Annotated in this window: 25 protein-coding genes; 9 read left to right on the top strand and 16 right to left on the bottom strand. The window is 47.3% G+C overall.

Annotated features, from left to right (window positions below; genetic code table 11):
• Positions 1-114: 114 nt before the first annotated feature.
• Positions 115-702, bottom strand: a complete 588-nt coding sequence (locus RWM02_RS06445; RefSeq protein WP_185898690.1) for a class II aldolase and adducin N-terminal domain-containing protein — start codon at positions 700-702, stop codon at positions 115-117.
• Positions 703-756: 54 nt separating this feature from the next.
• Here RWM02_RS06445 and rsmH point away from each other — a divergent pair, with 54 nt between their 5' ends.
• On the top strand, positions 757-1,689 hold the full coding sequence (gene rsmH, locus RWM02_RS06440) for a 16S rRNA (cytosine(1402)-N(4))-methyltransferase RsmH (RefSeq protein ID WP_314070266.1): 933 nt from the start codon (positions 757-759) through the stop codon (positions 1,687-1,689).
• Entirely contained in the window at positions 1,679-1,963 is a 285-nt protein-coding gene (locus RWM02_RS06435) for a hypothetical protein (protein ID WP_122863615.1), read from the top strand. Before rsmH ends, RWM02_RS06435 begins: the two co-directional genes overlap by 11 nt.
• Here RWM02_RS06435 and RWM02_RS06430 read toward each other — a convergent pair whose 3' ends face one another.
• Complete coding sequence (locus RWM02_RS06430) at positions 1,964-2,473, bottom strand: hypothetical protein (RefSeq protein WP_122863614.1); 510 nt, start codon at positions 2,471-2,473, stop codon at positions 1,964-1,966. It lies immediately after the preceding gene.
• 130 nt (positions 2,474-2,603) lie between these two features.
• On the opposite strand from RWM02_RS06430, the gene RWM02_RS06425 reads away from it, so the two are divergent.
• The 3 genes from RWM02_RS06425 (at position 2,604) to RWM02_RS06415 (ending at position 4,409) form a co-directional block, all read left to right on the top strand.
• Positions 2,604-3,458 carry a D-amino-acid transaminase gene (locus tag RWM02_RS06425; protein ID WP_122863613.1) on the top strand — a complete coding sequence of 285 codons (855 nt, stop codon included), beginning with the start codon at positions 2,604-2,606 and terminating at the stop codon, positions 3,456-3,458.
• A gap of 152 nt (positions 3,459-3,610) precedes the next feature.
• The gene (locus RWM02_RS06420; RefSeq protein WP_122863612.1) at positions 3,611-4,108 is read left to right on the top strand and encodes a 2-thiouracil desulfurase family protein; all 498 of its coding nucleotides are present in this window, start codon (positions 3,611-3,613) and stop codon (positions 4,106-4,108) included.
• Positions 4,086-4,409, top strand: a complete 324-nt coding sequence (locus RWM02_RS06415; RefSeq protein WP_122863611.1) for a hypothetical protein — start codon at positions 4,086-4,088, stop codon at positions 4,407-4,409. The genes RWM02_RS06420 and RWM02_RS06415 overlap by 23 nt, the downstream gene beginning before the upstream one ends.
• A 333-nt stretch (positions 4,410-4,742) precedes the next feature.
• Here RWM02_RS06415 and RWM02_RS06410 read toward each other — a convergent pair whose 3' ends face one another.
• The gene (locus tag RWM02_RS06410; protein ID WP_314070260.1) at positions 4,743-6,818 is read right to left on the bottom strand and encodes a M15 family metallopeptidase; all 2,076 of its coding nucleotides are present in this window, start codon (positions 6,816-6,818) and stop codon (positions 4,743-4,745) included.
• A 44-nt stretch (positions 6,819-6,862) separates the two neighbouring features.
• Here RWM02_RS06410 and RWM02_RS06405 point away from each other — a divergent pair, with 44 nt between their 5' ends.
• Positions 6,863-8,185 (top strand): ATP-dependent DNA helicase, encoded by a 1,323-nt coding sequence (locus tag RWM02_RS06405; RefSeq protein WP_314070257.1) that lies wholly within the window; start codon positions 6,863-6,865, stop codon positions 8,183-8,185.
• Positions 8,182-8,685: a hypothetical protein gene (locus RWM02_RS06400; RefSeq protein ID WP_314070254.1), complete on the top strand. Its 504-nt coding sequence runs from the start codon at positions 8,182-8,184 to the stop codon at positions 8,683-8,685. The genes RWM02_RS06405 and RWM02_RS06400 overlap by 4 nt, the downstream gene beginning before the upstream one ends.
• A 340-nt stretch (positions 8,686-9,025) precedes the next feature.
• Here RWM02_RS06400 and lolA read toward each other — a convergent pair whose 3' ends face one another.
• Entirely contained in the window at positions 9,026-9,538 is a 513-nt protein-coding gene (gene lolA / locus RWM02_RS06395; RefSeq protein WP_295142355.1) for a LolA-like outer membrane lipoprotein chaperone, read from the bottom strand.
• 87 nt (positions 9,539-9,625) lie between these two features.
• Between lolA and secA the strand changes: the two genes are divergently transcribed.
• Both secA and RWM02_RS06385 read left to right on the top strand, forming a co-directional pair.
• On the top strand, positions 9,626-12,211 hold the full coding sequence (gene secA, locus RWM02_RS06390; RefSeq protein ID WP_314070250.1) for a preprotein translocase subunit SecA: 2,586 nt from the start codon (positions 9,626-9,628) through the stop codon (positions 12,209-12,211).
• Between the two features lie 242 nt (positions 12,212-12,453).
• A complete protein-coding gene (locus tag RWM02_RS06385; protein WP_122863606.1) occupies positions 12,454-13,650 on the top strand; it encodes an ABC transporter permease in 1,197 nt (398 codons plus the stop codon).
• Between the two features lie 398 nt (positions 13,651-14,048).
• On the opposite strand, the gene RWM02_RS06380 is transcribed toward RWM02_RS06385, so the two are convergent.
• The 12 genes from RWM02_RS06380 to RWM02_RS06325 form a co-directional block, all read right to left on the bottom strand.
• The gene (locus tag RWM02_RS06380; protein ID WP_314070246.1) at positions 14,049-14,342 is read right to left on the bottom strand and encodes a metal-sulfur cluster assembly factor; all 294 of its coding nucleotides are present in this window, start codon (positions 14,340-14,342) and stop codon (positions 14,049-14,051) included.
• The gene (locus tag RWM02_RS06375) at positions 14,339-15,541 is read right to left on the bottom strand and encodes a peptidase M50 (protein WP_314070244.1); all 1,203 of its coding nucleotides are present in this window, start codon (positions 15,539-15,541) and stop codon (positions 14,339-14,341) included. Before RWM02_RS06375 ends, RWM02_RS06380 begins: the two co-directional genes overlap by 4 nt.
• Positions 15,542-15,549: 8 nt before the next feature.
• Complete coding sequence (locus tag RWM02_RS06370; protein WP_314070241.1) at positions 15,550-15,888, bottom strand: hypothetical protein; 339 nt, start codon at positions 15,886-15,888, stop codon at positions 15,550-15,552.
• A 234-nt stretch (positions 15,889-16,122) separates the two neighbouring features.
• A complete protein-coding gene (locus RWM02_RS06365) occupies positions 16,123-16,308 on the bottom strand; it encodes a hypothetical protein (RefSeq protein ID WP_314070237.1) in 186 nt (61 codons plus the stop codon).
• Between the two features lie 205 nt (positions 16,309-16,513).
• The gene (purH, locus tag RWM02_RS06360) at positions 16,514-18,052 is read right to left on the bottom strand and encodes a bifunctional phosphoribosylaminoimidazolecarboxamide formyltransferase/IMP cyclohydrolase (protein ID WP_314070235.1); all 1,539 of its coding nucleotides are present in this window, start codon (positions 18,050-18,052) and stop codon (positions 16,514-16,516) included.
• 279 nt (positions 18,053-18,331) lie between these two features.
• Complete coding sequence (locus tag RWM02_RS06355; protein ID WP_314070233.1) at positions 18,332-19,072, bottom strand: TerB family tellurite resistance protein; 741 nt, start codon at positions 19,070-19,072, stop codon at positions 18,332-18,334.
• Between the two features lie 4 nt (positions 19,073-19,076).
• Positions 19,077-20,135 carry an SDH family Clp fold serine proteinase gene (locus RWM02_RS06350; RefSeq protein WP_004320299.1) on the bottom strand — a complete coding sequence of 353 codons (1,059 nt, stop codon included), beginning with the start codon at positions 20,133-20,135 and terminating at the stop codon, positions 19,077-19,079.
• Positions 20,136-20,221: 86 nt separating this feature from the next.
• Entirely contained in the window at positions 20,222-20,353 is a 132-nt protein-coding gene (locus tag RWM02_RS06345; protein ID WP_314070227.1) for a hypothetical protein, read from the bottom strand.
• Between the two features lie 3 nt (positions 20,354-20,356).
• On the bottom strand, positions 20,357-22,546 hold the full coding sequence (purL, locus tag RWM02_RS06340) for a phosphoribosylformylglycinamidine synthase subunit PurL (protein WP_314070225.1): 2,190 nt from the start codon (positions 22,544-22,546) through the stop codon (positions 20,357-20,359).
• Between the two features lie 395 nt (positions 22,547-22,941).
• Entirely contained in the window at positions 22,942-23,694 is a 753-nt protein-coding gene (locus RWM02_RS06335; protein ID WP_314070222.1) for a hypothetical protein, read from the bottom strand.
• 10 nt (positions 23,695-23,704) lie between these two features.
• Positions 23,705-24,442: a hypothetical protein gene (locus RWM02_RS06330; RefSeq protein ID WP_314070220.1), complete on the bottom strand. Its 738-nt coding sequence runs from the start codon at positions 24,440-24,442 to the stop codon at positions 23,705-23,707.
• Positions 24,443-24,474: 32 nt separating this feature from the next.
• Positions 24,475-25,212, bottom strand: coding sequence for a hypothetical protein (locus RWM02_RS06325; protein ID WP_314070218.1), 738 nt, complete (start codon positions 25,210-25,212; stop codon positions 24,475-24,477).
• Positions 25,213-25,238 lie beyond the last annotated feature (26 nt).

Here is a 25,238-nt window from a genome sequence, read left to right as displayed (position 1 = left end):
TTCAAATTTATAAAAATTTTATGCATTATTTTACTGAAATTTCGTAAATATCACCTTAAAAACGTGCTTTTTATCGATAAAATTTCAAAAAATTTACTAACATTCTTAAAAACGTTAGTTGCGCTCCGACTCGTAAAGGTGCGCTACGCTTAGCAATTTGCACGTATTTTCAAGGATTGCGACGTCTTTTGCCAGCTGATACGAGGTCCTGCTATGCACGTATACGCCGTATCCTTTGATGACCATTATGTTAGTTTTATTCTCTAACATATAACGATAAATTTCCGTATCTGCGCGTTCATACCAGTCATCAAACTGTTTTGGATCATAAATCGGGATCTCGTGATGTTTGATGTAGCCGAAATAATCCCTCGGGCGAATAAAAGAATGTCCCAAAGTATAAGCCGTTAGGTATGGCGGCATGGCGTAGCAGATATATTTGGCTTCATTTATATTTTTGTATATATTTAGGTGGATGTCCGCGTCTATGCTAGCATCGTTCCAGCGGTAATCCCTTTTTGAGTTTAGCATTATGAGATCTTCTTCTTTGAGATTATCGAAAATCGTCGTTCTTTTATTTATCAAAAAAGAGTCGTGCTGAATTCTAGCCGAAATAGAGCCGTGAAAGACGCCGAAAAAGTTTTTTCTAAACATCGAAAGAGCGATGTTACTGATCTCGCTTGCGCAGTATTTTAAGTCCATTTTAACCTTTTATAAACTTTTTTTGTTATTATACACAAAAAATAAAGGCTAAATTTGAACTCCCCACACGTTCCCGTGCTACTTGATGAAGTTTTGCAAGCTTTTGCGGATATAAAAAGCGGCGCGATTGTCGATTGTACGCTTGGATACGGCGGGCATTCCGGCGCGATTTTAGAGCAAAATCAAAACGTAAATTTGATAGCCTGCGATCAAGATGAAGAAGCGATCAAATTTAGCTCCGAAAGACTGAAAAAATTCGGTCAAAGAGCGCAAATTTTTAAGAGTAAATTTTCAGAAATTTTGGGCAAAGTAGAGCAAGGTCAAATTCGCGGTATACTAGCCGACATCGGCGTTTCGTCGTTACAGCTGGATAAAAACGAGCGAGGGTTTGGCTTAAAAAGCGAAAATTTAGATATGCGCATGGACTCGCAGGCTAGATTTTCGGCTTACGACGTAGTAAATTCTTACAGCGCGCGCGAGCTGGAGCGTATATTTGAGGACTACGGAGAGCTACCAAACCCAGCCAAATTTGCAGCTAAAATCATAGAAGCCAGGCAAAACGGCGAGATAAAAAGCGCCGAACGCCTCGCGCAAATAATCGGGCTAAAGGGCATAAACGGACGCAGCGTTAGCGCGGCGACGTTAGCTTTTCAGGCGATAAGGATAGAGGTAAACAACGAGCTTGGAGAGCTGCAAAATTTGCTCCAAAGCATCGAGGATTCGCAGATCGACGAGTGCGTCGTGGCGATAATCAGCTTTCACTCGCTAGAAGATCGCATCGTAAAAAATAAATTTAGGCAGTGGGCGCAAAGCTGCATTTGTCCGCCGCAAGCTCTAAAATGCACGTGCGGAGGGAATAACGCGCTGGGTAAAACCGTTAGCAAAAAAGCGGTAACGCCAAGCGCTGCCGAGATCAAGGCAAATCCGCGCTCAAGCTGCGCGAAAATGAGGATTTTTAAAATTTCAAGAGGTAAAAATGCAAGATAAAAACGAGGTTTTAGAGTTTAGCGGCGGCGAGCAAAAAAAGGAACGAAATTTAGACTACAAAACGCTAGCGACGGCGTATCTCGGGCTTTTTATCGCGCTTGCTTTGTTTTTGCCTAAAATTTACATCACGAATCAAATTTATTACATCAGTCGCGAAATCGGCGATCTAAGCGGCAAACGCGACGTCTTGTTAGAAGAAAATAGAGAGCTTCGCCTAAAGCTTGAAAGAATGAAATACAAAAATCAAATTTTAGACCCGCTCATCCTGCAATAGCTAAATCCCAGCCTCCGACTGCGCGACTAAGCGCTCTAGGACGTACTGCTCCAAGTCCTTGCGCGGGATTTCGTTTTTTACCGCTTCGTTGTAGATCATCTCGACTTTCGTGGAGTATTTTTCGTAGCTAAAATACGGAAAATGCACGCTCCAAGCCTTTTTTATGAGCTCCTTGCTTACGGCTTTTCTCGCCCAAATTTTAAACATATCAAAGCCGATAAAAACCGCCGAAGTGCCCACCACTGCGCTAACGATCGAGAGGTGAAAGTCAAGCTTAGTAAAAATATGATGTGTCAAAAGCAGTAAAATAAAAAACACGACAAAGCACAAAAGCCCGTAAACTAGGTAAGTTCTTGCGTAGCGAAATTTAAAATTTAGCTTAGCAGGATCTACTAGCATGCCTTCGTTAAAAAGGCAGTTTGCTTCGAGCAGATCGCGAAATAGCACGGGTTGCTTCGAGATAACGAAGATATTTTCTAGGATTAAATTTTTTAGTGCGTTATTTTTCATTTTTCTGATTATCCTTAAATTTAGCCCCAATTATATCAAAAACTTCGTAATCCAAGCTAAAATTTGGACTTAAGGCAACGCTTTTTTAAGAGTATTTGAGCTAAAATTACTTAAATTTTAAGGAGAAAAAATGAACGGAATAGTATATCTAAACGGCGAATTTATAGACGCTGCGGCGGCTAAAGTTAGCGCATTTGACCGCGGATTTATCTTTGGCGACGGTATATACGAGGTCGTACCGGTGCTAAACGGACGGCTCGTGGATAGGGATGATTTTTGGGAGAGATTTGAGAGGAGTTTGGCTGCGATCGAGCTAAGCTTGCCGCTTTCAAAGAGCGATTTTCAGGGAGTTTTAGAGGAAGTAGTCTGGCGAAACAACCTAAAAGAAGGCGGCGTTTATATGCAGATCACCCGCGGCGTCGCCGATAGGGATTTTAAATTTATAAAAGGCTTAAAGCCGACTTGTTTCGTGTTTTGCTACGAAAAAGATATCGTCGCAAACCCTGACGCCGCGACCGGCATCGAGGTCGTTAGCGTCGAGGATATCCGCTGGAAGCGCCGCGACATCAAGTCGATCTCGCTTTTGGCGCAGTGCTACGCTAAAGAACAAGCCGTAAAATCCGGCGCCTACGAGGGTTTTATGGTCGAAAACGGCTTTGTGACCGAGGCTACTAGCTCGTCGGCATTTATCATAAAAGATAACGTCCTGATAACCAAACCGCTCTCAAACGAGATTTTGCCTGGTATCCGCCGCAAAGTGATCTTAGGTTTTGCCCAGAAGGCGGGGCTAGAGATCAGACAGCGACCGTTTACGATGCAGGACGTTTACGAAGCTGACGAGGTGTTTATCTCAGCTGCGACGCTACCGCTACTGCCCGTCGTCAAGGCCGACGGCAAGCCGATAAACTGCGGCAAAGTCGGCAAATACGTGCCGATGCTAAGGCAAATGTATATAGATAAGATTAAAAAAGAGGCCGGGCTTTAGGCTAAAATTTGACGTTTCGGGCCGGCTTTGCATTTGTGCGGGTCGGCTCAAATTCGGCTAAATTTGACGAATGCATTTAAATTTGTCGTCCGAAGCGTTAATAAATTTAAGCAGAAATAACGCTTGCCGGACTATTAAATTTGGAACCAACGATGAAAAATAAACCCAAAATTTTAATCAGCGCCTGTTTGCTCGGCGAAAACTGTAAATATAACGGCGGCAATAACGCAGACGCGATTTGCGTGGGCAAGCTTGCCAAACTTAGGCAAATTTACGAGCTAATCGCCGTTTGCCCGGAGTATCTGGGCGGACTAACGACCCCGCGCGAACCTGCCGAAATTTGCTCAAACGGGCGGGTTTTAACCAAATTTAGCGGCCGCGACGTGACTCGAGAGTTTCTTTTAGGTGCGCGAATTTGCGCCGATATCGCTAGCAAAAACGGCTGTAAAATCGCTATTTTAAAAGAGCGAAGTCCAAGCTGCGGAAGCGGCGGGATATATGACGGAAGCTTTACGGGACGGCTCGTTAGCGGCGACGGATTAACCGCAGCGGCGCTAAAAAATCTAGGCGTTCGCATCGTCGGCGAGAGCGCGCTTGCGGAGCTAAATTTAGAAAAAGAAGCGCAAAATGGCCAAATGGATAAACGTTAAAGATATAAAGGACGGCGCGAAATTTTACGCCGGAGCGGCGATAAAGATAATGTCCACGCCGCGCGGGCTGGAGGAGGGAAATTTTATCCCTGATGGAGGGCTTGTTTACCTTGTCTCGGACAATGCTTCGGATAAGAGTTATTTTAACTGCGTCTGCCTAAGCCCTGGCGAAGAAGGAAACGTGATCTGCCGCCCCTGGCAAAAGGGTAACTGCGTATTTGGAAGCGGGATCAAGCGGATGTTTGAAAGCAAGCTGCAAAGGGCGTTTATAAGTAAAAGCATCGAGATCGCGGTAATATAAGGCGGTAAAATTAAGTAGCTAGAATCAGGTTGATGGCGAGCGGCGTAAACACCGTCATAAATTTGGGCATATCAAATTTCTAGCGCGATTTTGGAAATTTTGCCGCTTGAAATTTAAAAAATCTCAAATTCGTCAAATTTGCTTAAACTAAAAAATTGACACGCGAGCTACTGTAAGGCTAGCATTAAATTTAAAATTTACAAACCGCCTATTGCCAGCTAGAACCCAAATTTTAACGGACGACAAAAACAGTGACGCCTAACTGCTAGCCAAAACATAACGATAAATTGGGGCCCAATTTGCCCAAATTTATCGTTAAAACCGCTGTCAAATTTATCTTAGATGCCCAAATTCCGGTCTATACTCGAAGTGCATCGTATCAAAGCTAACCCAGCGCCCGCCCCAGATGAAGCCGTGTTTTTCAAAAACGCGCACGATCTCCTCAGGGATTTGATTGCGGTAGCTACCGTCCTTACTCCAGCGCCAGTAGTCGCTCTTGTCGGTATTTATGTCGATCGCGATGCCGTAGGAGTGCGTGCTCTTGCGCTTGGTGCCCTCGATCACGCGCCAGTTAAACGTACCCGACGGATTGTCAAGAAATTTTAGCAGCTCGGGCTTTTGCAGGGCTAGCGCGTCAAGCTCGTTTGAGACGGCTTGCAGAGCCGCTGCCGCGCCGTTTTTAGAGTTAAATTTAAACGTTTTGCCGCCGTGATTTTTTAGCCAAACGACGTCGGTTAAATTTGCCTTCACTTCCGCCTCGCTCGCGCCGTAAATTTTATCTAAAAGCTCGTAGTTTCGGTATCTGCCCGCGTCATTGCTAGGTAGAGCCAAAGGCTTAAAGAGCAGATAAGGCTGCGCAAAAGTATCCTCGACGTCGGCTAGATTTAGCAGATGCGCCGTGTCCTTTGCCTCGCCGTCGTCAAATTTGATCTTAGCGCCGTCTGCAAAAATCACCTCGTTGCCGACGATTTTCACGCCGTAGGCTTTTTCGATCGCCGATTTTTTAGCGCGCACAGCCTCTTCGCCGCCAGACACTTCAAAGGTATTCATCGAATTTATCCGCGAAACCAACAAGCGTTTTGGATCGATGTCTGCTACGTCCGAGCCGATTTTTAGCGTCGTGATCGCCACTCCGCCGATCATGGCTCTGCCATTATCTTTCGTGCGGATGCCCCAGACGTCGTGCACGGCGAGCGGCTCATCGCCGCGCAGGCCAGCGTAGAGCATGATGTGCCCGTTCATGTGAAATAGCGTTCTATATGGCACGGCTTGCGTTTTGATGACGTGCAGTTTTTCTTCCGCGCTTAAATTTGCTAGGCTCACGACCTTGCCGATTTGTCCTTGCGCCTTTGAGTTTCGCGGTAGCCACACACCAAAGCTGCCTAGGAAATCCTGCAAAAACAGCGAGCAGTCGCGCTTGCCGCCGAATCCGCCCCAGCCGTAGCTTTGCCCGAGTAACGATGACGCCAGCGCTCTTACGTTTTCGTCGCTAAATTTAAGCGGAAAGCGGCTTGCGCTTTGTTTTGAGATCTCGTAGTTTTTTAGCCCGCTTTGGGTTTGGATTTTACCGTAAAATTTAAACTGATCCTCGCTTTGAAACGGCAAAATCGCGCCTATGCGTCCGTAAAATAAAAAATTGCCGTTTTTGTCGTAGACGGGCTCTTCGTCTTTGACGATGCTTAAAAATTTAGAGTTTTTTAGCTCCTGCACGGCGTCTGCGCTTAAAATTTTGATTTCAGTCGATTTTATCCAGGCCCAGACGTTATCGCTACCGACGAACGCCCACGCGCCGTCGGCCGAAAAGTGCGAAACGTACAGCGGATAACCGATCGAGATGAAAGATAGCTGAGCGTAGTCAAATGGTAGTCCCTCGCCTGCGCGCACAGGATTATAAAGTACGGCTTCATCGGTAGGTATGTTTCGCAATCTCGCGTTTGCCGTCGTTATCGCAGGTAGCGAAACCTTGCCGAAGCTCTCTACGCTTGCGTTTTTGCGCACTTTTTCAAACCATTCGTTTGGGATTTTGCGCATATTTGAGAAATAATACTGCCTTTTTGACGTGTTTTTATAGTAATCTAGCGCCCAAAAAGCGTCTTTTGCAGTGGTTGAGGGCGCTTTTAGATCAAGCGCGCTAAAGCGTTTTTGCAGTAGGGCTTCGCCGCTACTTTGCGCTTCAAAAGGCAGTATCGGTAGCGCATTTGCATTTTGATCGACGTCAAATTTTAGATAACTGATGTGGCCTAAATTTTCGTCCGAGCTCTCCTCGGGCATGTCGTATGCTGACGCCGCATTAGCGCCTTGATCAGGTAAATTTACCGCGCCCGGAGTATCTTTTGACGACGCGCAACCGCCTAGCATCGCTAACGCCGTCGCTACGGAAAATATAAATTTGTAAAATTTCAATCTCACTCCTTAAAAATAAGCTATAATTTTACAAAAAATTAGGGAAATTTGTGCTAAATCAGCTCTTAGAAATATTAGAAAAATCAAACGTTTTTCTCACCGGGCGCGGCGGCGTTGGCAAAAGCCACCTCACGCAATCGGTCATCAAGCACTATAAAAGCGAGCTAAAAAACGTCGTGGTGCTGGGCAGTACCGGCATCGCAGCGGTAAACGTCGGCGGAGTGAGCGTGCATAGTTTTTTTAAATTCGGCATTTGCTCAAACCTTGAGGAGCTGCGCGGCTACGACCGTAAACAGCGCGGTAAGCTCGGCGAACTAAAAAAGATACTAGACGTCTGCGATCTCATCGTGATAGACGAGATCTCGATGATCAGCGCGGGGCTGATGGATATGATTTATTACCGCTTGATGAGCTCGCGCTTCGTCGGGCGCGTGATGCTCGTGGGCGACTTTTATCAGCTGCCGCCCGTGCGAAAAAACGGCGATGACGGCAACTCGCTGTTTAAATTTCTTTACGCTTTTAACTCTAGCTCGTGGCATGAATTTGAATTTAAAAATATCGAGCTAGTCGTCTCAAAACGCACGAAGGATAAGAAATTTTACGATATCTTATCCATGCTTCGCGTCGGGCGGCTGAGCCCCGAGGTGTTTGCCTATATCGAAAATTTACGCGTGCCAAGCGTGCAGGTAGATGACGATACGAGCGTGCTTTTTGGGCGAAACTACGAAGCGGACGAGCTAAATAACAAGATGCTTTCCAAACTACCCGCGCAGCTTGAAAGAGCCGAGGCGCTAGTAGAAATTTACGATAAAAATTTAAACGAAGACGCGCTGGATCGTTGGATCGCAAACCTCTACGCGCCTGAAATCTTAAACATAAAAATCGGCGCGAAAGTTATATTTACCGTAAATAAATGGGGCGAGTATTATAACGGCGAGCGTGGGCAGATAATGCAAATTTTAAAAGAAGGCGGCGAGATAAAAAGCGTCATCGTACAAAAAGCTGACGGCGAGATCGTCGAGGTGGAGCGAGCGAGATTTGATATGAGCGAGTTTGTGATGGAGGGCGAGCATTTGCAGGAGCGCGCGAGGGCGTCTTTGACGCAGTTTCCGCTAAAGCTAGCCTACGCGATCACGATCCATAAATCCCAAGGCATGAGTATCGAAAATTTAGTTTGCGACCTAAATCACATCTTTGCCAACGGGCAGCTCTACGTCGCGCTATCGCGGGCGATCGATCCGAAAAAATTGAGGATATTTTACGGCAAAGCTCGGCCGTTTAGAGAGTATTTGCAAAGCGTCGTTAAAATAGACGAAGAGGTCGAGAAATTCTATCTTGAAAACAAATTTGAAAACATTAAGGAAGACGTATGAAAAAGATTTTTGCGCTAGCCTTTGCCGCGGTTATGGCCTTTGCCGAGACGCTAAATATCGATAATTTTGAAACCGATCTATACTCCAGAGACGCCAAAAACTCGATCAAAAAAGTAAGCGTGAGCCTGCGTCTAGAGGGGCGAGACGTCGCAGATAACGAAGCGTACGTGCTTGACGCGCTAAACGTCGTTATAGGTAGCTTTTACGTCGAGGATCTGCTAACCTCGCTGGGCAAGGAAAAATTTAAAGATACGCTGGTGAAATACACCGCCAAAAAGCACTCCATAGATATCGACGAGGTGCTAATCATCTCGCTAAAAACTGTGCGCGAACCAAATATCGAAGAGCTACTTGAAGCGCTAAAAAACGTCAAAACCACGGGCTCTAAAAGATCGCAAAAAGAGCAAGTCGAGGATATACTAAGAGGAAATAAAAATCAGCTAAAACCGATGGATTTAAATCAGATAGATGATTTTGGCAAAGACTTCGGGGAACGGTAAATTTAATAACGGCTTGTCTTTTTCCGCCATACTTCGTTACCGGTTCAGTCGGCTTGGGTCACGGACGGCTAGTCCGATCCCTCGCCTCGATCGCGGCTGCCTCGTCTGACGAAAAACAGTTCGCCTTATCGTTTTGCATTTAAATTTGAAGTTAAATTTGCAAATTTGATTAAATTTGAGTTTTTAAAACTTGAACGCAAGACGATAAGGCGCCGTATTTTGAGATGGATTTGAATGTTGTGAAGCAAAAATGAGCAAGGCTAACCACGTAGGTTGTCGCAGCGATATTTTTGCAAACTCATTCAAAGACGCTCAAAAGACAAGCCGCAAATCTAGAAATTTATTGGTTTATGACGTCATAATACGACGGTATCACCGGCGTCAGCAAATCATCGCTTATCTTAAAATCCTTCTTAGTATTGCTCAGCGTGATTTTGATCTTGTTGCCGAGCTTATCCTCGTAGTCGATCCTTGTGGGGATGTAGTTTTTGACGGTGATTAGATACTCTACGCCGTCGTATTTGGCCTTATAAAGCGTATCGGTGATCTTAACCGCGTTTCTAACGACGTCGATTAAATTCGGCGCCTTTTCAAATTTAGAGACTATAGCTTGCTCGAGCGCATCCTCGATCACGACGACGCGGTTTTTATCAAAGTAGATTTTTTTAGGCGTCGGGCGCTCGTATATCCAGTAGGCGCGGTTGTTGCTTTTTGCGTAAAATTTACCGTAGTAATCGACCGTTTCGCTCTCGCTCGTGATGGTTTGCACGAAGTCGCTTTGAAGCGTGACGAAATTTAACGTAGCCGCAAAAGCCGAGGCGCAAAATAGTAAAAATGCTAAAATTTTCTTCATATATTTTCCTTTACCGGGCAAAATTCTAGCTAAGTTTAAATAATAAAATGTTAAAATCCAAACTTTAATAAAATTTAAAGGCTAGAAATGATAACGGCGTTTATGCAAAAGATATTCGGCACGAAAAACGACAGGGAAGTAAAAAAATATTTCAAACGCGTTGCCTACATAAACTCGCTTGAAAGCAAATATCAAGCGATGAGCGACGATGAGCTGAAGGCTAAATTTAACGAATTTAAAGCGCAGGTGCAAAACGGCGAAAAGAGCCAGGACGATCTGCTAGACGATGTGTTTGCCATCGTGCGCGAGGTAGGTAAAAGGACGCTAAATATGCGCCATTTCGACGTTCAACTAATCGGCGGCATGGTGCTAAACGACGGTAAGATCGCCGAGATGAAAACGGGCGAAGGCAAAACCCTCGTAGCAAGCCTACCCGTCGTGCTAAACGCGATGAGCGGCAAAGGCGTACACGTCGTGACCGTAAACGATTACCTCGCTAAGCGTGACGCGATGCAAATGGGCGAAATTTATAAATTTCTAGGCCTTAGCGTGGGCGTGATACTAGGCGGCGAATACGACGACGCAGCGCGCAAAGCCGCATACGATAGCGACATAACGTACGGTACGAATAACGAATTTGGCTTTGACTACCTACGCGACAATATGAAAATGGATTTCAAAGATAAGGTGCAAAGAGAGCATAACTTCGTCATCGTGGATGAGGTCGATAGTATCCTCATCGACGAGGCCAGGACTCCGCTCATCATCTCGGGTCCTACGAATCGCACGCTAGACGGCTACATCAAAGCAAACGAAGTCGCTCGCCAGATGAAGCGAGGCGAACCGCCTACGACTCCGCAAGAAAAGGCTACGGGCGACTTTACCGTCGATGAGAAAAACCGCACGATAGCTATCACCGAAGAGGGCATCTCAAAGGCCGAAAAGCTCTTTGGTGTGGCAAATCTTTACGATATGGAAAACGCGATTTTGAGCCACCACCTAGACCAAGCTCTAAAAGCGCACAATCTCTTTGAAAAAGACGTGCACTACGTCGTTCGCGAAGGCCAAGTCGTCATCGTCGACGAATTTACGGGGCGTCTTAGCGAAGGACGAAGATTTAGCGAGGGCTTGCACCAAGCGCTCGAGGCTAAAGAGGGCGTAAAGATCCAAGAGGAGAGCCAAACTCTAGCAGATATTACATTTCAAAACTACTTTAGGCTTTACAAAAAACTATCGGGCATGACGGGTACGGCGCAGACGGAGGCAACCGAGTTTTCGCAAATTTACAAGCTTGATGTCGTTTCGATCCCGACAAACGTGCCGGTAATAAGAAAAGACAACAACGATCTCATCTATAAAACCGAAAACGAGAAATTTAAAGCCGTGATCGACGAGATCAAAAAGGCTCACGACCGCGGTCAGCCCGTACTTGTGGGTACCGCCTCGATCGAAAAGAGCGAAAAGCTGCATAACCTGCTTGTAAAAGAGAAAATCCCGCACTCCGTGCTAAACGCCAAAAACCACGAAAAAGAGGCCGAGATCATCGCTCAGGCCGGCGCTCGCGGCGCGGTTACGATCGCGACGAATATGGCTGGACGCGGCGTAGATATCCGCATCGACGACGAGGTGCGAAACTTAGGCGGTCTATACATCATCGGCACCGAAAGGCACGAAAGCCGCCGTATCGACAACCAGCTTCGAGGCCGCTCTGGACGTCAGGGCGATCCTGGAGTGAGCCGCTTTTATCTAAGCCTCGAGGATAATTTGCTTCGAATATTCGGCAGCGACCGCATCAAGGCGATAATGACGCGCCTTGGTATCGAAGAGGGCGAAAGCATCGACTCAAAAATGGTCACAAGAGCTGTCGAAAACGCACAAAAAAAGGTCGAGAGCCTGCATTTTGAAGCGCGAAAACATATCCTCGAGTACGACGACGTCGCAAATGAGCAGAGAAAAACGGTGTATAAATTTAGAAACGAGCTACTTGATCCGAATTTTGAAGTCGGCGAAAAGATCAAACAAAATCGCGCCGAATTTGTTGAGCACCTACTAGCTCAGGCTGAAATTTACGCAGGCGAGCCAAAAAGCGAATACAATCTCGAAAAACTAAGCTCCGTGATAATCTCAAACGGTGCGTTTATGCAGCCAGATGATCTAAAAGATCTCGACTACGCCGAGCTTGCCGAGAAGATAACGGCCAAATTTGAAGCCGACTACGAAGAAAAAATGGGCGTAATAGGCGAGGGTCAGCGCAAATACCTAGAAAAGGTGCTTTGCCTACAAGTGCTAGACACCGCGTGGCGCGAGCATCTATACCAGATGGATATCCTAAAAACCGGCATCGGACTGCGCGGCTACAACCAAAAAGATCCGCTCACCGAATATAAAAAAGAGAGCTTTAACCTATTTATGGAGCTCGTTAGCCGCATCAAATTTGAAAGCATCAAGCTGCTAACGGCCGTGCGACTAAGCTTCTCCGAGCCTACCGAGTCTGTGCCGCATGAAGCGCAAGATACTGAGGCTGCTAGTGCGCCCGAGAGCGAAGAAAAGCCTGGTAAAAAAGTATCCAGAAATGACCCGTGCCCGTGCGGAAGCGGTAAAAAATACAAAGACTGCCATGGCAAAAGCGGCCCTAAAAAAGGAGCTTTTGCGGAGGATTGGGATAAAATTTAGCTTTGGAGTTTTGGCGGCGGCTTGCTAAATTTAGTATTTAAGTTAGCCGCCGTTTTTTATAGCGGCGCGAAGTCGTAAATTTAAAGCGCCTAGATTTTGCAAGCGGTTTTAAAATTTGGCGTCAAATTTGCGCAGATAGACGATTTAAATTTTAAACTCGCCTCGGCGCAAATTTAAACAAGACAGAGCGACGCAAAAGTAGCGAGCAAACCAAAGCCCAAATTTAAACAACGGAAAATCAAATGAGCCTAACCAAATATCTACTTTTTAAATATCTACGGTTTGATAAAACCCAGCCATTTATCATGCTTTCAGCGCTTTTGGCTTTTCTGGGCGTCGGCGTCGGGCTCATGGTGCTCATCGTCGCGATGGCGATCATGAACGGCTTTGACAAAGAGTTTGAGCGCAAACTTTTTACCATGAACTACCCGATCACGATCCTCTCCGCCATACGCGGCAACATCGACGAGAGCGATGTTAGCGAACTAAAACAAAAGTTTCCGAATCTCAAATTTAGCCCATATATCATGAGTCAAGTTATCATAAAGGGGGCAAATAGCTTCGAGGGCGGACTGCTTTTTGGCGTAAATTCGGCCGACGAAAAGCAGATAAACTCTGTCGTGGCGGCAGGTCTTGAGGACCGAGAACTAGACGGATATGGCCTGCTCGTAGGTCAAGGCGTCAAAAACGAGATGATGATAAACGAAAACGACAAACTCACGCTCATTTTTACTAAAAACGATCCGAGCGGTTTTGCGCTAACGCCTAAAATGAAGCGCTTTGATGTCGTGAGCTCGTTTAGCTCGGGGCTAGTGGCCTACGATAAAAGCTATCTATACACGAGCGTCGAGGCGCTACGCAAGATACTTGAGTACGATGAGGGCAAATTTGACGGTATACACGTGTTTTCAGACGATCCGTTTACCGACATCAAAAAGATCTCGCGCGAGCTACGCCTAGGACAAAAAGCTATCGGCTGGTGGCAACAAAACGGCAACTTTTTCTCTGCTTTGGCGCTCGAAAAGCGCGCGCTTTTCATCGTTTTGATGCTCATCATCCTGGTTGCCTCGCTAAATATCGTAAGCTCGCTACTCATGACCGTCATGAACCGCCGCCAAGAGATCGCGCTACTGCTCTCACTCGGTGCTAGCAAGGCCGAGATAAAAAAGAGCTTTTTTGCTCTCGGCGCCACGATAGGCGGAGGTGGGATAGTGTTTGGGCTCGTGCTCGGACTCTTTGGCGTGTGGTTGCTCGGTAGCTTTGATATCGTAAATTTGCCGGCCGACGTCTACGGCAGCGCGAAGCTTCCTATGGAGTTATCTTTGATCGATCTTGTTATGATTTTGGTCGGGGCGGTCGTTATCGTGGCGTTTTCGTCGTTTTATCCGGCCAAAAAAGCCGCGCAGATAAACGTGCTTGAGACGCTCAGGAATGAGTAGTTATTAATTTAAAATATGTATCGGGGTATTGGGGCTTTACGCTATTTGCTAAGCAAAGCGAGTGATCCGATTAAAACAAGCAGCTTGGCAGAAAAGTACGAAAAGTTTAAAAGAATAAAATATTAAAAACAGATCAAAAACTCGGTAAATTTTGCGCACTTTAGGCGATTGGCGTCAAATCCCAGCGAGTCAGTCAGATCATTTAAAAAACTCGACTTTGCCATTGACATATCTATACCGCCAGAACATGAACGGACGCGAAGGCGAGCCATATCAAGGCGCAAAGACGAGCTTGTCCGGATAAAACAGTACGCGCCCCGGACAAGCTTATAAACAGATCAAATCGTATCAAATTTAGCCGTTAGCTAAGCAAAATTTGATCTCGTCTAGCACCAAAATCACGCTCCTAGCGCCGCCCTCACCTCGTCGCTCGCCATCTCGATACTCCACGCAGGCTCCCATACGAGGTCTATCTCGCAATCTTTTACGCCGTCGACATTCAGCACCGCCGTCTCTACCCAGCTTAGTATCATCTCATGCAGCGGGCATGAGCGCGTAGATAGCGTCATCGTGACCTTCGCCTTTCCGTTCTCGTCGCAAACCACGTCGTAAATCAACCCCAAAGACACGATATCAAAGCCAACCTCTGGATCGACGATGTTTGAGAGCGCGTTATAGATTTTTTCTTTCATTTTTCTTCCTTTACTCCAAATTTCGTAAATTTAAAAACATTTATCATATTTATCGCGACCAAAACGATACTAACGAGCAAGCTAGCCACGCCGCAGTGCGCGAGCGATTTTATCTCCAGCCAGACTCCAAGCTCGTAGAGCGCGAGTCCAATGGCGTTAAAGCCGATGCCGATATATGCGGGCTTTTTAAGGATCATCTGATCTAGTAGCGGCACTTTTGTCTTGCCCACAAAGGGCGCTACGTAGTGGTACCAGATGAGAAACGGCGCGATCTTGTAAAGATGAGCCGCGATAAAGGCAAACAAAAAGCCGTAAATCAGCATAAATACCGCCATATCGTATCTATCCGCCGCAATCAATACGCAAAAAAGTACGAAGGCCGCGAGCGAAAGAGCGATATTGACATTCCAGTAGTCATAAGCCTTGCGAACGCGCTTTTTTAGGATATGTAGCGCCTCCGCGACAAAGCAAATGATCGCCGCCCCAAAGGCAAAGTACGCATAAATCTCGCCAAAAAAGAGCAAAACGCCCGCCAAAATGTAAAACCCGAAGGCAAATTTGCTAAGCGTAAATTTTAGATCGTGCGCCAGGGCAAACATCGGTAGCAGCACGGTCGCCACGCCGACGATGATGAAAAAAACAAACCCGAGCACGAAATAGACGTGAAATTTAAGCGCGAACATAAAATCCATCGGCAAAGTGCCCGAAAGTATCATCAAAAGGCAAAATCCAAGCGAGATGCCCGCGAGTAAAAATATCGCCGAAACAAAGAGCATAAACGCCGCGAAGCTCTTTTTTTCATTGTCCATAAAACTAACGATATAGGTCGTGCCGAAAAATAGTAGCGCCAGAAAAAGCGCCATGCCGCCGCCGTGTATGAAGCCCGTCTTGCCGCTGATCATCCCGTAGCTCATCGAGGCCGTGCCAGCGCAGTAAAGGGCCAAATTTGCCACCGCGCCCTTGATCGTCGAAAACGGCTTTTCTAAAATCACCGAAGTGAGCTGATAAAGCGCGCCGATGATGATGCTCATAACAAAGCCGACGAAAAACACGTGTAAAAATCCCGCCGTCTCAAGCCCCGCGATCGTCTCAAAATCCGCCGCGAAAAAGGCGGGAATGCTCGCGATTAAAAAGCAAATGCCTGCGATAAAATAACCGCCTACTAGCTTAAAAGGCGGCGCAAAGGTGTTTAAAAGCATAGCTTATCTCAGTGGCAAAGGCTTGTGTCTACGTTCTTGACGTCCGCGCCCTGCTTTAGGCTAAAGGTCATCTTCACCGCCCCGCCCTCCAGATCCTCGCGCTCGACGTCAAACTGTTTCTTTATTTTAGGGATCAGTCCGGCGGGGAATTTGTGATTTACCATCACGATTTTGGTGTTTTGGTTTGCAAATTTAATCGCTACTAGCGCATTTACCATAGGCTCGGGCGGCACGCACGGACGGCTGTCAAAACCGACGAAATCCACGCCGCCTTGGCTGTATTTATAAAACGGAACCGTCGCGCCATCGGCGTTAAATTGCTCTGCGTCTTTGAAAAAATCGCTCATTTTTTATCCTTGTTTTAAATTTGGATAATTATACTCTTATTTTGCGCGCGGGCGTCTTGACCTTGCTTAAGGGGTTAAATTTTAAATTTGGCGGTCGCGGAGTTAAATTTGAGCGGCAAAACCCGAGCGTTGAAGGCGTAAAAATTTAAGATAAGATAAATTTGGCGGCGTAAATTTGACCGCCGAAGGGCAAATTTTGTGTCTTTAAATGGCATAAAATTTAAGGCAAAACGCCTAGCAGTACTGCTTGTATCCTTTTTTACAGAGCTGTTTTTTGCCCTCTTGTTTTAGGATTTCGTTTTTGCTCTCGCCTTTATAGGTCGAGTTTTGATCGCTGCCGCCGACCTTTTCGCCGTTTACGTAGATATTAGCCGCATAAAGCCCCGCCAGAAATACCAAGAAAATCAAAATTTGCTTCATATATCGCTTTCAATTAAATTTAATCTACAAAGCGCAAGCAAATCGCAGTCCAAATTTAAAGCCGACAAGTCAAATTTGAGAAAATATCGTTCGCATAAGATCGGCAAATACGAGTCAAGCTACCGTCCGATATGCGGGCTAAATATTCAATGCGGCAAAACGGCGCAGTCAAATTTACGCCGCCTCGCCGTCAAAAGGTCAAATTTTAGTGTAAAAAGTGGCGCACGCCCGTAAAATACATCGCCATGCCGTGCTCGTTTGCCGCCTGCACGACCTCGTCGTCGCGGATGCTGCCGCCGGGTTGTATCACGGCCTTCACGCCTGCCTCGCTTGCGATATCGATGCTATCGCGGAACGGGAAAAATGCCTCGCTAGCAAGCGCGCAACCGCGCAAATCAAGCCCCATATCGCGCGCCTTAGCCACGGCCGCACGCGCGGCGTCCACGCGGCTAGTCATACCCATACCGATGGCGACCACGGCGCTGTTTTTCACGTAGACGACGCAGTTGCTTTTCGTGAGCGCCGCGACTTTCCACGCGATCTCAAGGTCTTTTAGTTCAGACTCGCTAGCTGCGCGCTCGGTTTGTAGTTTCATATTTTCTAGCTCGCTAGCTTTCACCTCGTCGCTTTGCTGATAGACAAATCCGCCGTCAACGTGCTTGAAGTCGTATTTGTCGTTTGCGCGCTGTAAAAATTTATTGCCCTGAGTGAAAATTTTGATACGCTTTTTGGCTTCAAATACCGCAAGCGCGTCCTCATCCACATTTGCGGCGATGATGACCTCGACGTAGATTTCGTTGATTTTCTCGGCCAAAGCGCGGTCTAGCGTGCCGTTTATCGCCACGACGCCGCCGTATGCGCTGACGGGATCGCATTTTAGAGCTTCGACGTAGCTTTCTAGCAGATTTGATTTTACGGCAAAACCGCAAGCGTTAGCGTGCTTGACGATGGCGACCGCAGGAGCGGCGTCAAAGCTGCTTGCAAGTGCCAAAGCGGCGTTTATATCGGTGATGTTATTGAAGCTAGCTTCGCCTTTTAGCGCGGTGAAGTTGTTGCTAAAAAAATAATCAAACTCGTATAGCGCGCCCTTTTGGTGCGGGTTTTCGCCGTAACGCGCGTCAAAAACCTTGCTACCGGCGATAAATTTCATCTCGCCAAAGCCGTCGTTAAAGCGCTCGTTCATGTAGTTTGCGATCATCGAGTCGTATGCCGCGGTGTGCTCGTAGGCTTTTATCATCAAATTTCGCCTAAAAGTAGCCTTCTCGCTCTCGTCCGCACCACCTATGACGCGCAAAACCTCGTCATAGTCAAGCGGACTCGTGACGATATAAACGCTAGCGAAATTTTTAGCCGCCGATCGCACCATCGCAGGGCCGCCGATGTCGATGTTCTCGATGATCTCGTCAAAATCATCTGTGCGGATGGTGGTTTGCTTAAACGGATATAAATTTACGCAGACCAGATCGATGCCGCCGATGCCGTGTTGCGCGGCTTGGCTTACGTGGCTTGCGTCGTTTCGCTTGTGCAATATCCCACCGTGAATCTTTGGGTGTAGGGTTTTTACGCGCCCCTCAAACATCTCGGGCGAGCCCGTATATTCGCTCACTTCGACCGCTTTTACGCCCTGCTCTTTTAGCAGTTTGTGCGTGCCGCCCGTGCTTAATATCTCAAAACCTAGTCGCTCGAGTCCTTTTGCGAACTCTACAACCCCCTCTTTATCGCTGACGCTGATTAATGCTCTCATTTATATTCCTTTCTTTATCGGTTTGTCTTTTGCACGCCTTTAAATGAGCTAGAAATTTCCTCCCTCGATGAACTATACGTTCTATCTTCGGTCGAAAATTTCTTCGCAACATTTAAAATCATCGCAAAATGCCGCGCCGAAATTTGATTAAATTTTAAGAACCCAAAAGCGTAGAATTTTGAGATGGATTTAAATGTTGTGCAGAAAATTTGGGCAAGGCTAGACAGATAGTCTGCCGCAGTCCCAAATTTTCAAACTCATTTAAAGACGCTCAAAAGGCTAGCTTTTTTGTTTTATAGTCTCATACGCCTCATTTATCTCTTGCAGTTTTCGGGTACTCTTTTCTATCATCTCCTCGCTCTCGCCGCGCCCCATAAGGATATCGGGATGATATTTTTTCACCAGTTCGCGGTAGCGCTTTTTTACCTCGTCAAACGGCGCGCCCTCTTTTAGCCCGAGCACGACATACGGGCTTTTCGTGCGCATCTCATAAGGATTTCGCCGCGCCTGCCTTTGATCGTAAAATGCCTCAAACCTCGACAGTATCGCTTCAAAAATACCCTCGTCAAGCCCAAATCCTGAGGCGATTTGCTCGATGATATTACGCTCGCTTTTGCTAAATTCGCCGTCTATGTAGGCTAAATTTAACAAAAATGATATCTTTGCAGCCGCAGCGTCTTGGCTAAGACGGAAGCGATCTCGGTACTGCCGCGCGATAAAATAGGCGTTATGCACCGTCTCTTTTTCGCGGTTATAGATCTGCTTTAGCTCTGCTCTCATCGCTGCATCGTTACCGAGCCTTAGCGTGATATCATCGAGCGTTTCGCTGATGAGGCGAGCTTCTAGCTCATTTACCCTGCCGTCGCTTTTGGCGACTTTGGCGAGCAAGCTAACTAGAAATTTAGCCTCCTCAAACATCGCCTTTTTTCGCAAGCCGCCTAAATTTGCGGGATTTTGGCTGAAATTTGAGACCAGATAGTAAATCCCGCAAAAGATCAAAAACCAAAAAATAAAATTCAAAATATCACCATAAATGATAAATCGTATTTTTGAGTTTGCCGCCCACTAGCTCGTTTTTACGCCACGAGCTCTCGTCGTTCATCACGTTCCAGCGGCGCTCGTCCGGGCGATAAAACCAGTCTTTGTCGATCTGATAATAAATCTGCTTGCCGTTTGCCTCGATGATGTTTGCGATGTTGTTGTCGTGATAGCTGTTCTCGTCGTAGTCGGTAAACGCGCGCTGCCCCATCTCGGAGTAAAGAAGCGTAAGCTCTTGGAGCATCTCGTTTAGCTCGTTGTCCATCTTTTGCACATGCAGTCCGATCTCCTCAGCCTCGCGGAAAAGTATCGGATAATCATGCGCCGGATAGTCGCTGTTTAGGCGCTCGGAGATATTTTGGATCTTTGCCTCGTCGTTCATGTGATAGCGCAAAAGCTCGCAGCAAATCTTTAGCGAGAGCGAGCTAGCGCGGTCTACTGCGCCGAAAACCAGCGGATGGATGTAGTTGTATAGCGATTTATACGGGTTTTCGTCGTTGTCTTTTTCGTGCATTTTCCACAGTTTTATCACGCGGTTTAGCTCGTCCATCGACACGCTAACGCGCTCGTTGCCGTTATCTATCGGGCTCATCGCGTGCTTTAGCGAGGTATCGACGGCGGTTAGATACGCTAGCGGGCCCATCACGATCTCGTTTGCGCCAAGCGCCATCATCGTCGCGGCCGACGCGCAGTTAGCAGGGATAAGCGCGGTGATGTTTTTGCAGTAGTTTCTAAGAGTGCTGATGATGCGAAGCGCTGCTATACCGCTGCCGCCGTCGCTTTTGATAAACAAAAACGCATTTTCTATCTTTTTGCCCTTTAAAATTTCATACATCGCGCTCGCGTCGTTGCCGCAGACGCTACCCGCGTTTGAGTTGTAGTAGGTGATGAGCGTTCCGCCCAGTTTGGCCTCGACCGCCTTTAGTACCTGCTGAGTCTCGCTAAATAGCACCGGCGGCTTAGCTACGCTTTTTTGATCCATTCCTCTGCCCTCCTTTTGCGGCTGTTCTTCTTCTTTGTTGTTTAAAAAGTCCTTCCAAGACATCTACTTTCCTTTCAAATTCGTGTTAAATTTTACTTTTACGGTCGCCTGCAAGCTCGGCGAGGTATCAGATCATCATCGCGAGCTAATTAAATTTGATCAAATTTGACGCCAAAGCTCGCGGATAAATATCGCCGAGGCAAGCTAAATTTAGCAAACGTCAAATTTACGCCGCTCAAATTTAGCCCGGCTAAACCTGCCGCGCCAAAATTGGGCGTCAAATTTTAGTCCTCCTGGCGGATGATTGCGGCAAATTTATTAAAATAAACCTCGCTCACGTCGCTTAGCTTTTCCTCGATATCGTTTAGTTTAAATTTATCTCCGCCCACGCTACCGATTTTTTCAAATTTGACGCCGTGTTTTGCGGCTAGAGATTCAAATTTAGCCTCGTCTTTCACGCCGACGATCGCGCGCGAAAAGCTCTCATCAAAGATAAAATCGGGCTTTTTAACGTCAAATTTGCACTCCGCGCCAAGTCCGCTTAGGCACGCCATTTTTGCTAGCGTTATGGCTACGCCGCCCACGCCTACGCTGTTTGCAAACTCTAGTGCGCCCGATTTATTTGCCTCGATGACCAAGTCCCACAGCGCGCGCTCTTTTTTATAGTCCACCGAGGATAGCTCGCCGCCCACCGCGTCAAATAGCGCCTTAGCGTAAAGCGACGCGGCAAATTCGCCCTTCGTCTCGCCAAGCACGTATATCGCCGTGCCGGCGCGCGTAAAGACGCTCGGAAGGCTCGCGTTTGCATCCTCGTTTACGCCCACCGTCACGATCGCGGGCGTCGGATAGACGCTCACGCCCTCGGTGTCGTTATATAGGCTCACGTTGCCGCTCACGACGGGCGTATTTAGCTCGCGGCAAGCCTCTTTGATACCCTCGCAGCCCTGTGCGAACTGCCACATGACCTCGGGTTTTTGCGGATTGCCGTAGTTTAGGCAGTCGGTGATGGCTAGAGGCGTCGCTCCGCTCATAGCGACCTTTCGTCCAGCCGCCGCAACCGCTCTAGCCGCGCCGTTTTTAGGATCGACGAAATTCGCCCGCGGGTCGCACTGCGCCGCCATCGCGATCGCCCTACCCGTTTCTTTCACGCGGATAACCGCAGCTCCGAGGAGTCCTGGCTGTTTGATCGTGTTTGTTTGGATATTTGCGTCGTATTGATCGTAGATCAGCGACTTGTTTAGCACCTCTGGCTCGCCAAGCAACTTCCAAAACGCGGTTTTATTATCCGCGTTCCCCGGGATTTGCAAATTTTTGATTTCGTCTAGGTATTTTGGGCGCGCTGTCGGTCGGTCAAGCACCGGGGATGCTTCGCTCAGCGGCGCTATCGGTATCTCGCCCGCTAGCTCGCCGTGCCAATAAAGCTCCATCACGCCGCTGTTTGTTACCTCGCCGATGATCTCGGCGTCTAGATCCCATTTTTTAAATATCTCAAGTATCTTTTGCTCGCAGCCCTTTTTTGCGCAGATGAGCATACGCTCCTGAGATTCGCTCAGCATTAGCTCGTACGGCGTCATGCCCGTCTCGCGCATAGGTACGCGGTCTAGATACATCTTCATGCCGCTGCCGCTGCGTCCGGCCATCTCAAAGCTGCTCGAAGTAAGCCCCGCCGCGCCCATATCCTGGATACCTACGACGTAATCGGTTTTAAATAACTCCAAGCACGCCTCCATCAGCAGCTTTTCGGCAAACGGATCGCCCACCTGTACGGTAGGGCGCAGGGATTTGTTCGCGTCGTTAAAGCTATCGCTCGCCATCACCGCGCCTCCGAGCCCGTCGCGACCGGTCTTTGAGCCGACGTAGATCACGGGGTTGCCGATACCTTCGGCCCTTCCGTAAAATATCTCGTCGCTCTTACAAAGCCCCAGCGCAAATGCGTTTACTAGGATGTTGCCGTTAAAGCTAGGATCAAACGTCGTCTCGCCGCCGATAGTAGGTATGCCCATGCAGTTGCCGTAATGAGCGATACCCGCGACCGCGCCTTTTAGCAGATAGCGCTGTTTTTTCGCGTTTTCGCTCTCGCCGCGCACCTCGCCGAATCTCAGCGAGTTCATATTCGCCACGACCCGCGCGCCCATCGTAAATACGTCGCGCAGTATCCCGCCCACGCCCGTCGCCGCGCCCTGAAAAGGCTCGATGAAGCTCGGGTGGTTGTGGCTCTCCATCTTAAACACCGCCGCGACGCCGCCTCCGACGTCGATGACGCCCGCGTTCTCGCCGGGACCCTGGATCACCCACGGTGCCTTGGTCGGGAAGCCGTTTAGGTACTTTTTACTCGACTTGTAGCTGCAGTGCTCGCTCCACATCGCGGAAAATATCCCAAGCTCGAGCAAATTAGGCTCTCTACCTAGGATCTTTAGGATCTCCTCATACTCTTGGTCGCTGATTTTGTGCGCTTTTACGGTAGCTTTGTCCATTTTTAGCCTTTAAAAAATTTTGGTTGATTTTACTTAAATTCGCATAAAAACTTGATAAACCAAAGGGACGAAAATGAGGCAAATTTGACGGGTGAAATTTGACGCTGCATGCAAAATTATACTACCGCCTTTTTATAATATTTGTGCCGCGTTACAAAACCAAACGATTTAAAAGCGCCCAACTCTTAATTAAAAAATAAATTCGGCTCTAAATTTAGACAAATAAAATTAGCATTTTTGGGGTGCGGGTCTCGGAGGATAGCTCAAATTTTAGGTAAAAAAGTGCATTTAAAGCAGCTATAGAAATCAAAATTTTAAACGCGTTTGTGTTATAAATTTGATGCAAGAGCGTCCGACACTACGTAAATTCGGCGAGCAATTCCCGCCGCAAATACCTACTTACTCGGCATACTATCGTAGCAAAGTATGTTTAGTAGGATGCGTCCTTGCTTTTTGAGGTCTTGCTCGATGACGTCTTGTCTAAATTTAGCAGAGGTCGCCTGCTCTTTAGTCTGGGCTAGCTTGCTGCTAGGCAGGTGAAATTTAAAGTCCAAATTTTTTATCTCAAAGCCTTTGTTTCCGACTATCTTCGCGTCGATCACGGTGGCAAAAAACTCGTCAAACGCGCCCACGTAGTAGTTTGTCACGCTTCTAGCGCTTATAGGTTCACCGCTAAAAAACGCTTTACAAACGGGAGATTTTTGCGCGCTATAAACCACGCTCTCAAGGATCCCGCCGCCAAATTCATAAAACTTAAATTTCTTTGAGTTTTGCAGCTTCTTTATATCGCCTTTATTGCTCAAAATCACGTTTTTACCGACATCTAGATCAATCACTATCAGAGTTTTTACGCCGTCGCCGCTCGCATAAACCGCGCCTAGTTGCCTACTCGCCGAGTCGCTCTCGCCCGGCGCCTTTACCTCGGCTCTACCCATGTAGTCGCCGAATTTTTCCACGGTTTTGCCGCCGCCAGTCTCATAAACCGTGGTTTCGGTTATAAACCCGATCTCTTGTATGCTAGCGTCGTTTTCCATATACGTACGCCACGCTTTCTCGCCGCCCATATCGCCGGTAATACCCGCACAACCGCTAAACGCTAATGCCGCGACAGCCGCCGTTACCGTCTTAAAAATCATCTTATTTTTCATTTTATCCTCTTTACTTCTCGCCCAAAGAGCAAATTTGACTAAGCCTCGGCCCATACCCGCGCAACTCGTTTTGGATTTTTTCCTCAAATTTAGGCGTTTTTTCGTCTACTTCTCGCAAGTCGTCAGAATTTGTAAAATTTTTTATCTGAGATTTTAAAAGTAGCGCGCCGCTTTTGGATGAAATTTTTGCCTGCGTTATAACGGCCGTGAAATGCCGCTTTTCTAAATTTTGCGCGTCGTAGTAGCTAGATACGGACTTCACGCTCACGCCGCCGCCTTTTTTAAACGCCTCGCAAACCGAAATCGGCGCCTCAAAAACCGCTACCGTCGTCAAATTTGAGCTAAATTCGTAAAATTTGATCCGCCGAGCGTCCCAAAGCTCGGTCGCGCTCGCTTCGTCTTTTAGATCAAACTCCGCCTCGGTATCGGCATCCTTTAGCATAAACGCTCTATCGCCGCTTCTGTAGACGGCGCCGAGCCTAAAAGGCAGCCTGTCACCCTCTTTTTTAGTAAGAGCAAAGCCCGTAGTCTCGCCGTCTTCAGGCTGAGTACAAAAATCACGCGAGAAAAACGCCGTCAAAAAGGCGACCTCCCTAACGGTGCCGTCAGTACCCAGATATCTCGTCCAGCCATCCTCCGGAACGTCGATATTTGAGACGTCGCGCTCTGCTTTGTTTACGCTGCTAGTGACGCCCGCGCAACCGCTAAATGCCAAGGCTGCGACAGCCGCTAGAAATAAACTTTTCATCTCGCGCTCGCGTTTAAATTTGATAAAAACGATCAGTTTTTAGGCGCGGCGCAAACGATGTTTGATAGGATTTGCTCCTGTTTTTTAGCGTCGGCGTCTATGACTTTGCTCCTAAATTCCGCTGATCGAGCCCGCGTCTGAGTGCTGGCTAGCTTGCCGTCGCTAACGAAAAATTTAAAGTCTAGATTTTTGATCTCGGCGCTTTTGCCCTTTTTCACTCCTATATCCATCAAAGTCGCGAAAAATTCGCTATTGTCGGCACTTTCTTTATCATAATAATTAGTCACGGCATGAGCTTTTACCGCCTTACCCGCCGCAAAACTCTCGCACACCTCGCCCGAGTCCGCGCTAAAAACTACGCTCTCTAATATGCCGCCGCCAAACTGATAAAATTTAACCTTTTTAGCATTTCTTAGAGTCGCAAGCTCGTTTTTATCGCGCATATTTATATATTGATAGCCCAATTTTTCTTTATCGTTAAGCTCCAAAACTATAAACGAAATACCGTTTTGCGCGTACATATCGCCAAGTTTCAGGTTTTGACCGTCTTTTTTTATGAGCGCCATACCGATGATATCGCCGTTTTTTTGCGCGTAAGTTGCGCTCAAATTTTCTGAGAAAAATGCGACATCGCCGACAGTGCCGTCATTTTCTAGATATTTGATCCAGTCCGGTTCAGGCGATACTACGCTACTTGCCAGATGATCCTGTGAAGGCATGCAACCGCCTAACAACGCAGCTAGAGCAGCTATAGATAAGATTTTTTTCACTATTTTTTCCTTTTTTATAGAGTAAA

Origin of the sequence: Campylobacter showae (assembly GCF_963515975.1) — a bacterium.
Taxonomy (GTDB): domain Bacteria; phylum Campylobacterota; class Campylobacteria; order Campylobacterales; family Campylobacteraceae; genus Campylobacter_A; species Campylobacter_A showae_F.
The sequence above is the reverse complement of the archived record's forward strand: the minus strand, read 5'-3'. Positions and strand labels throughout refer to the sequence as shown.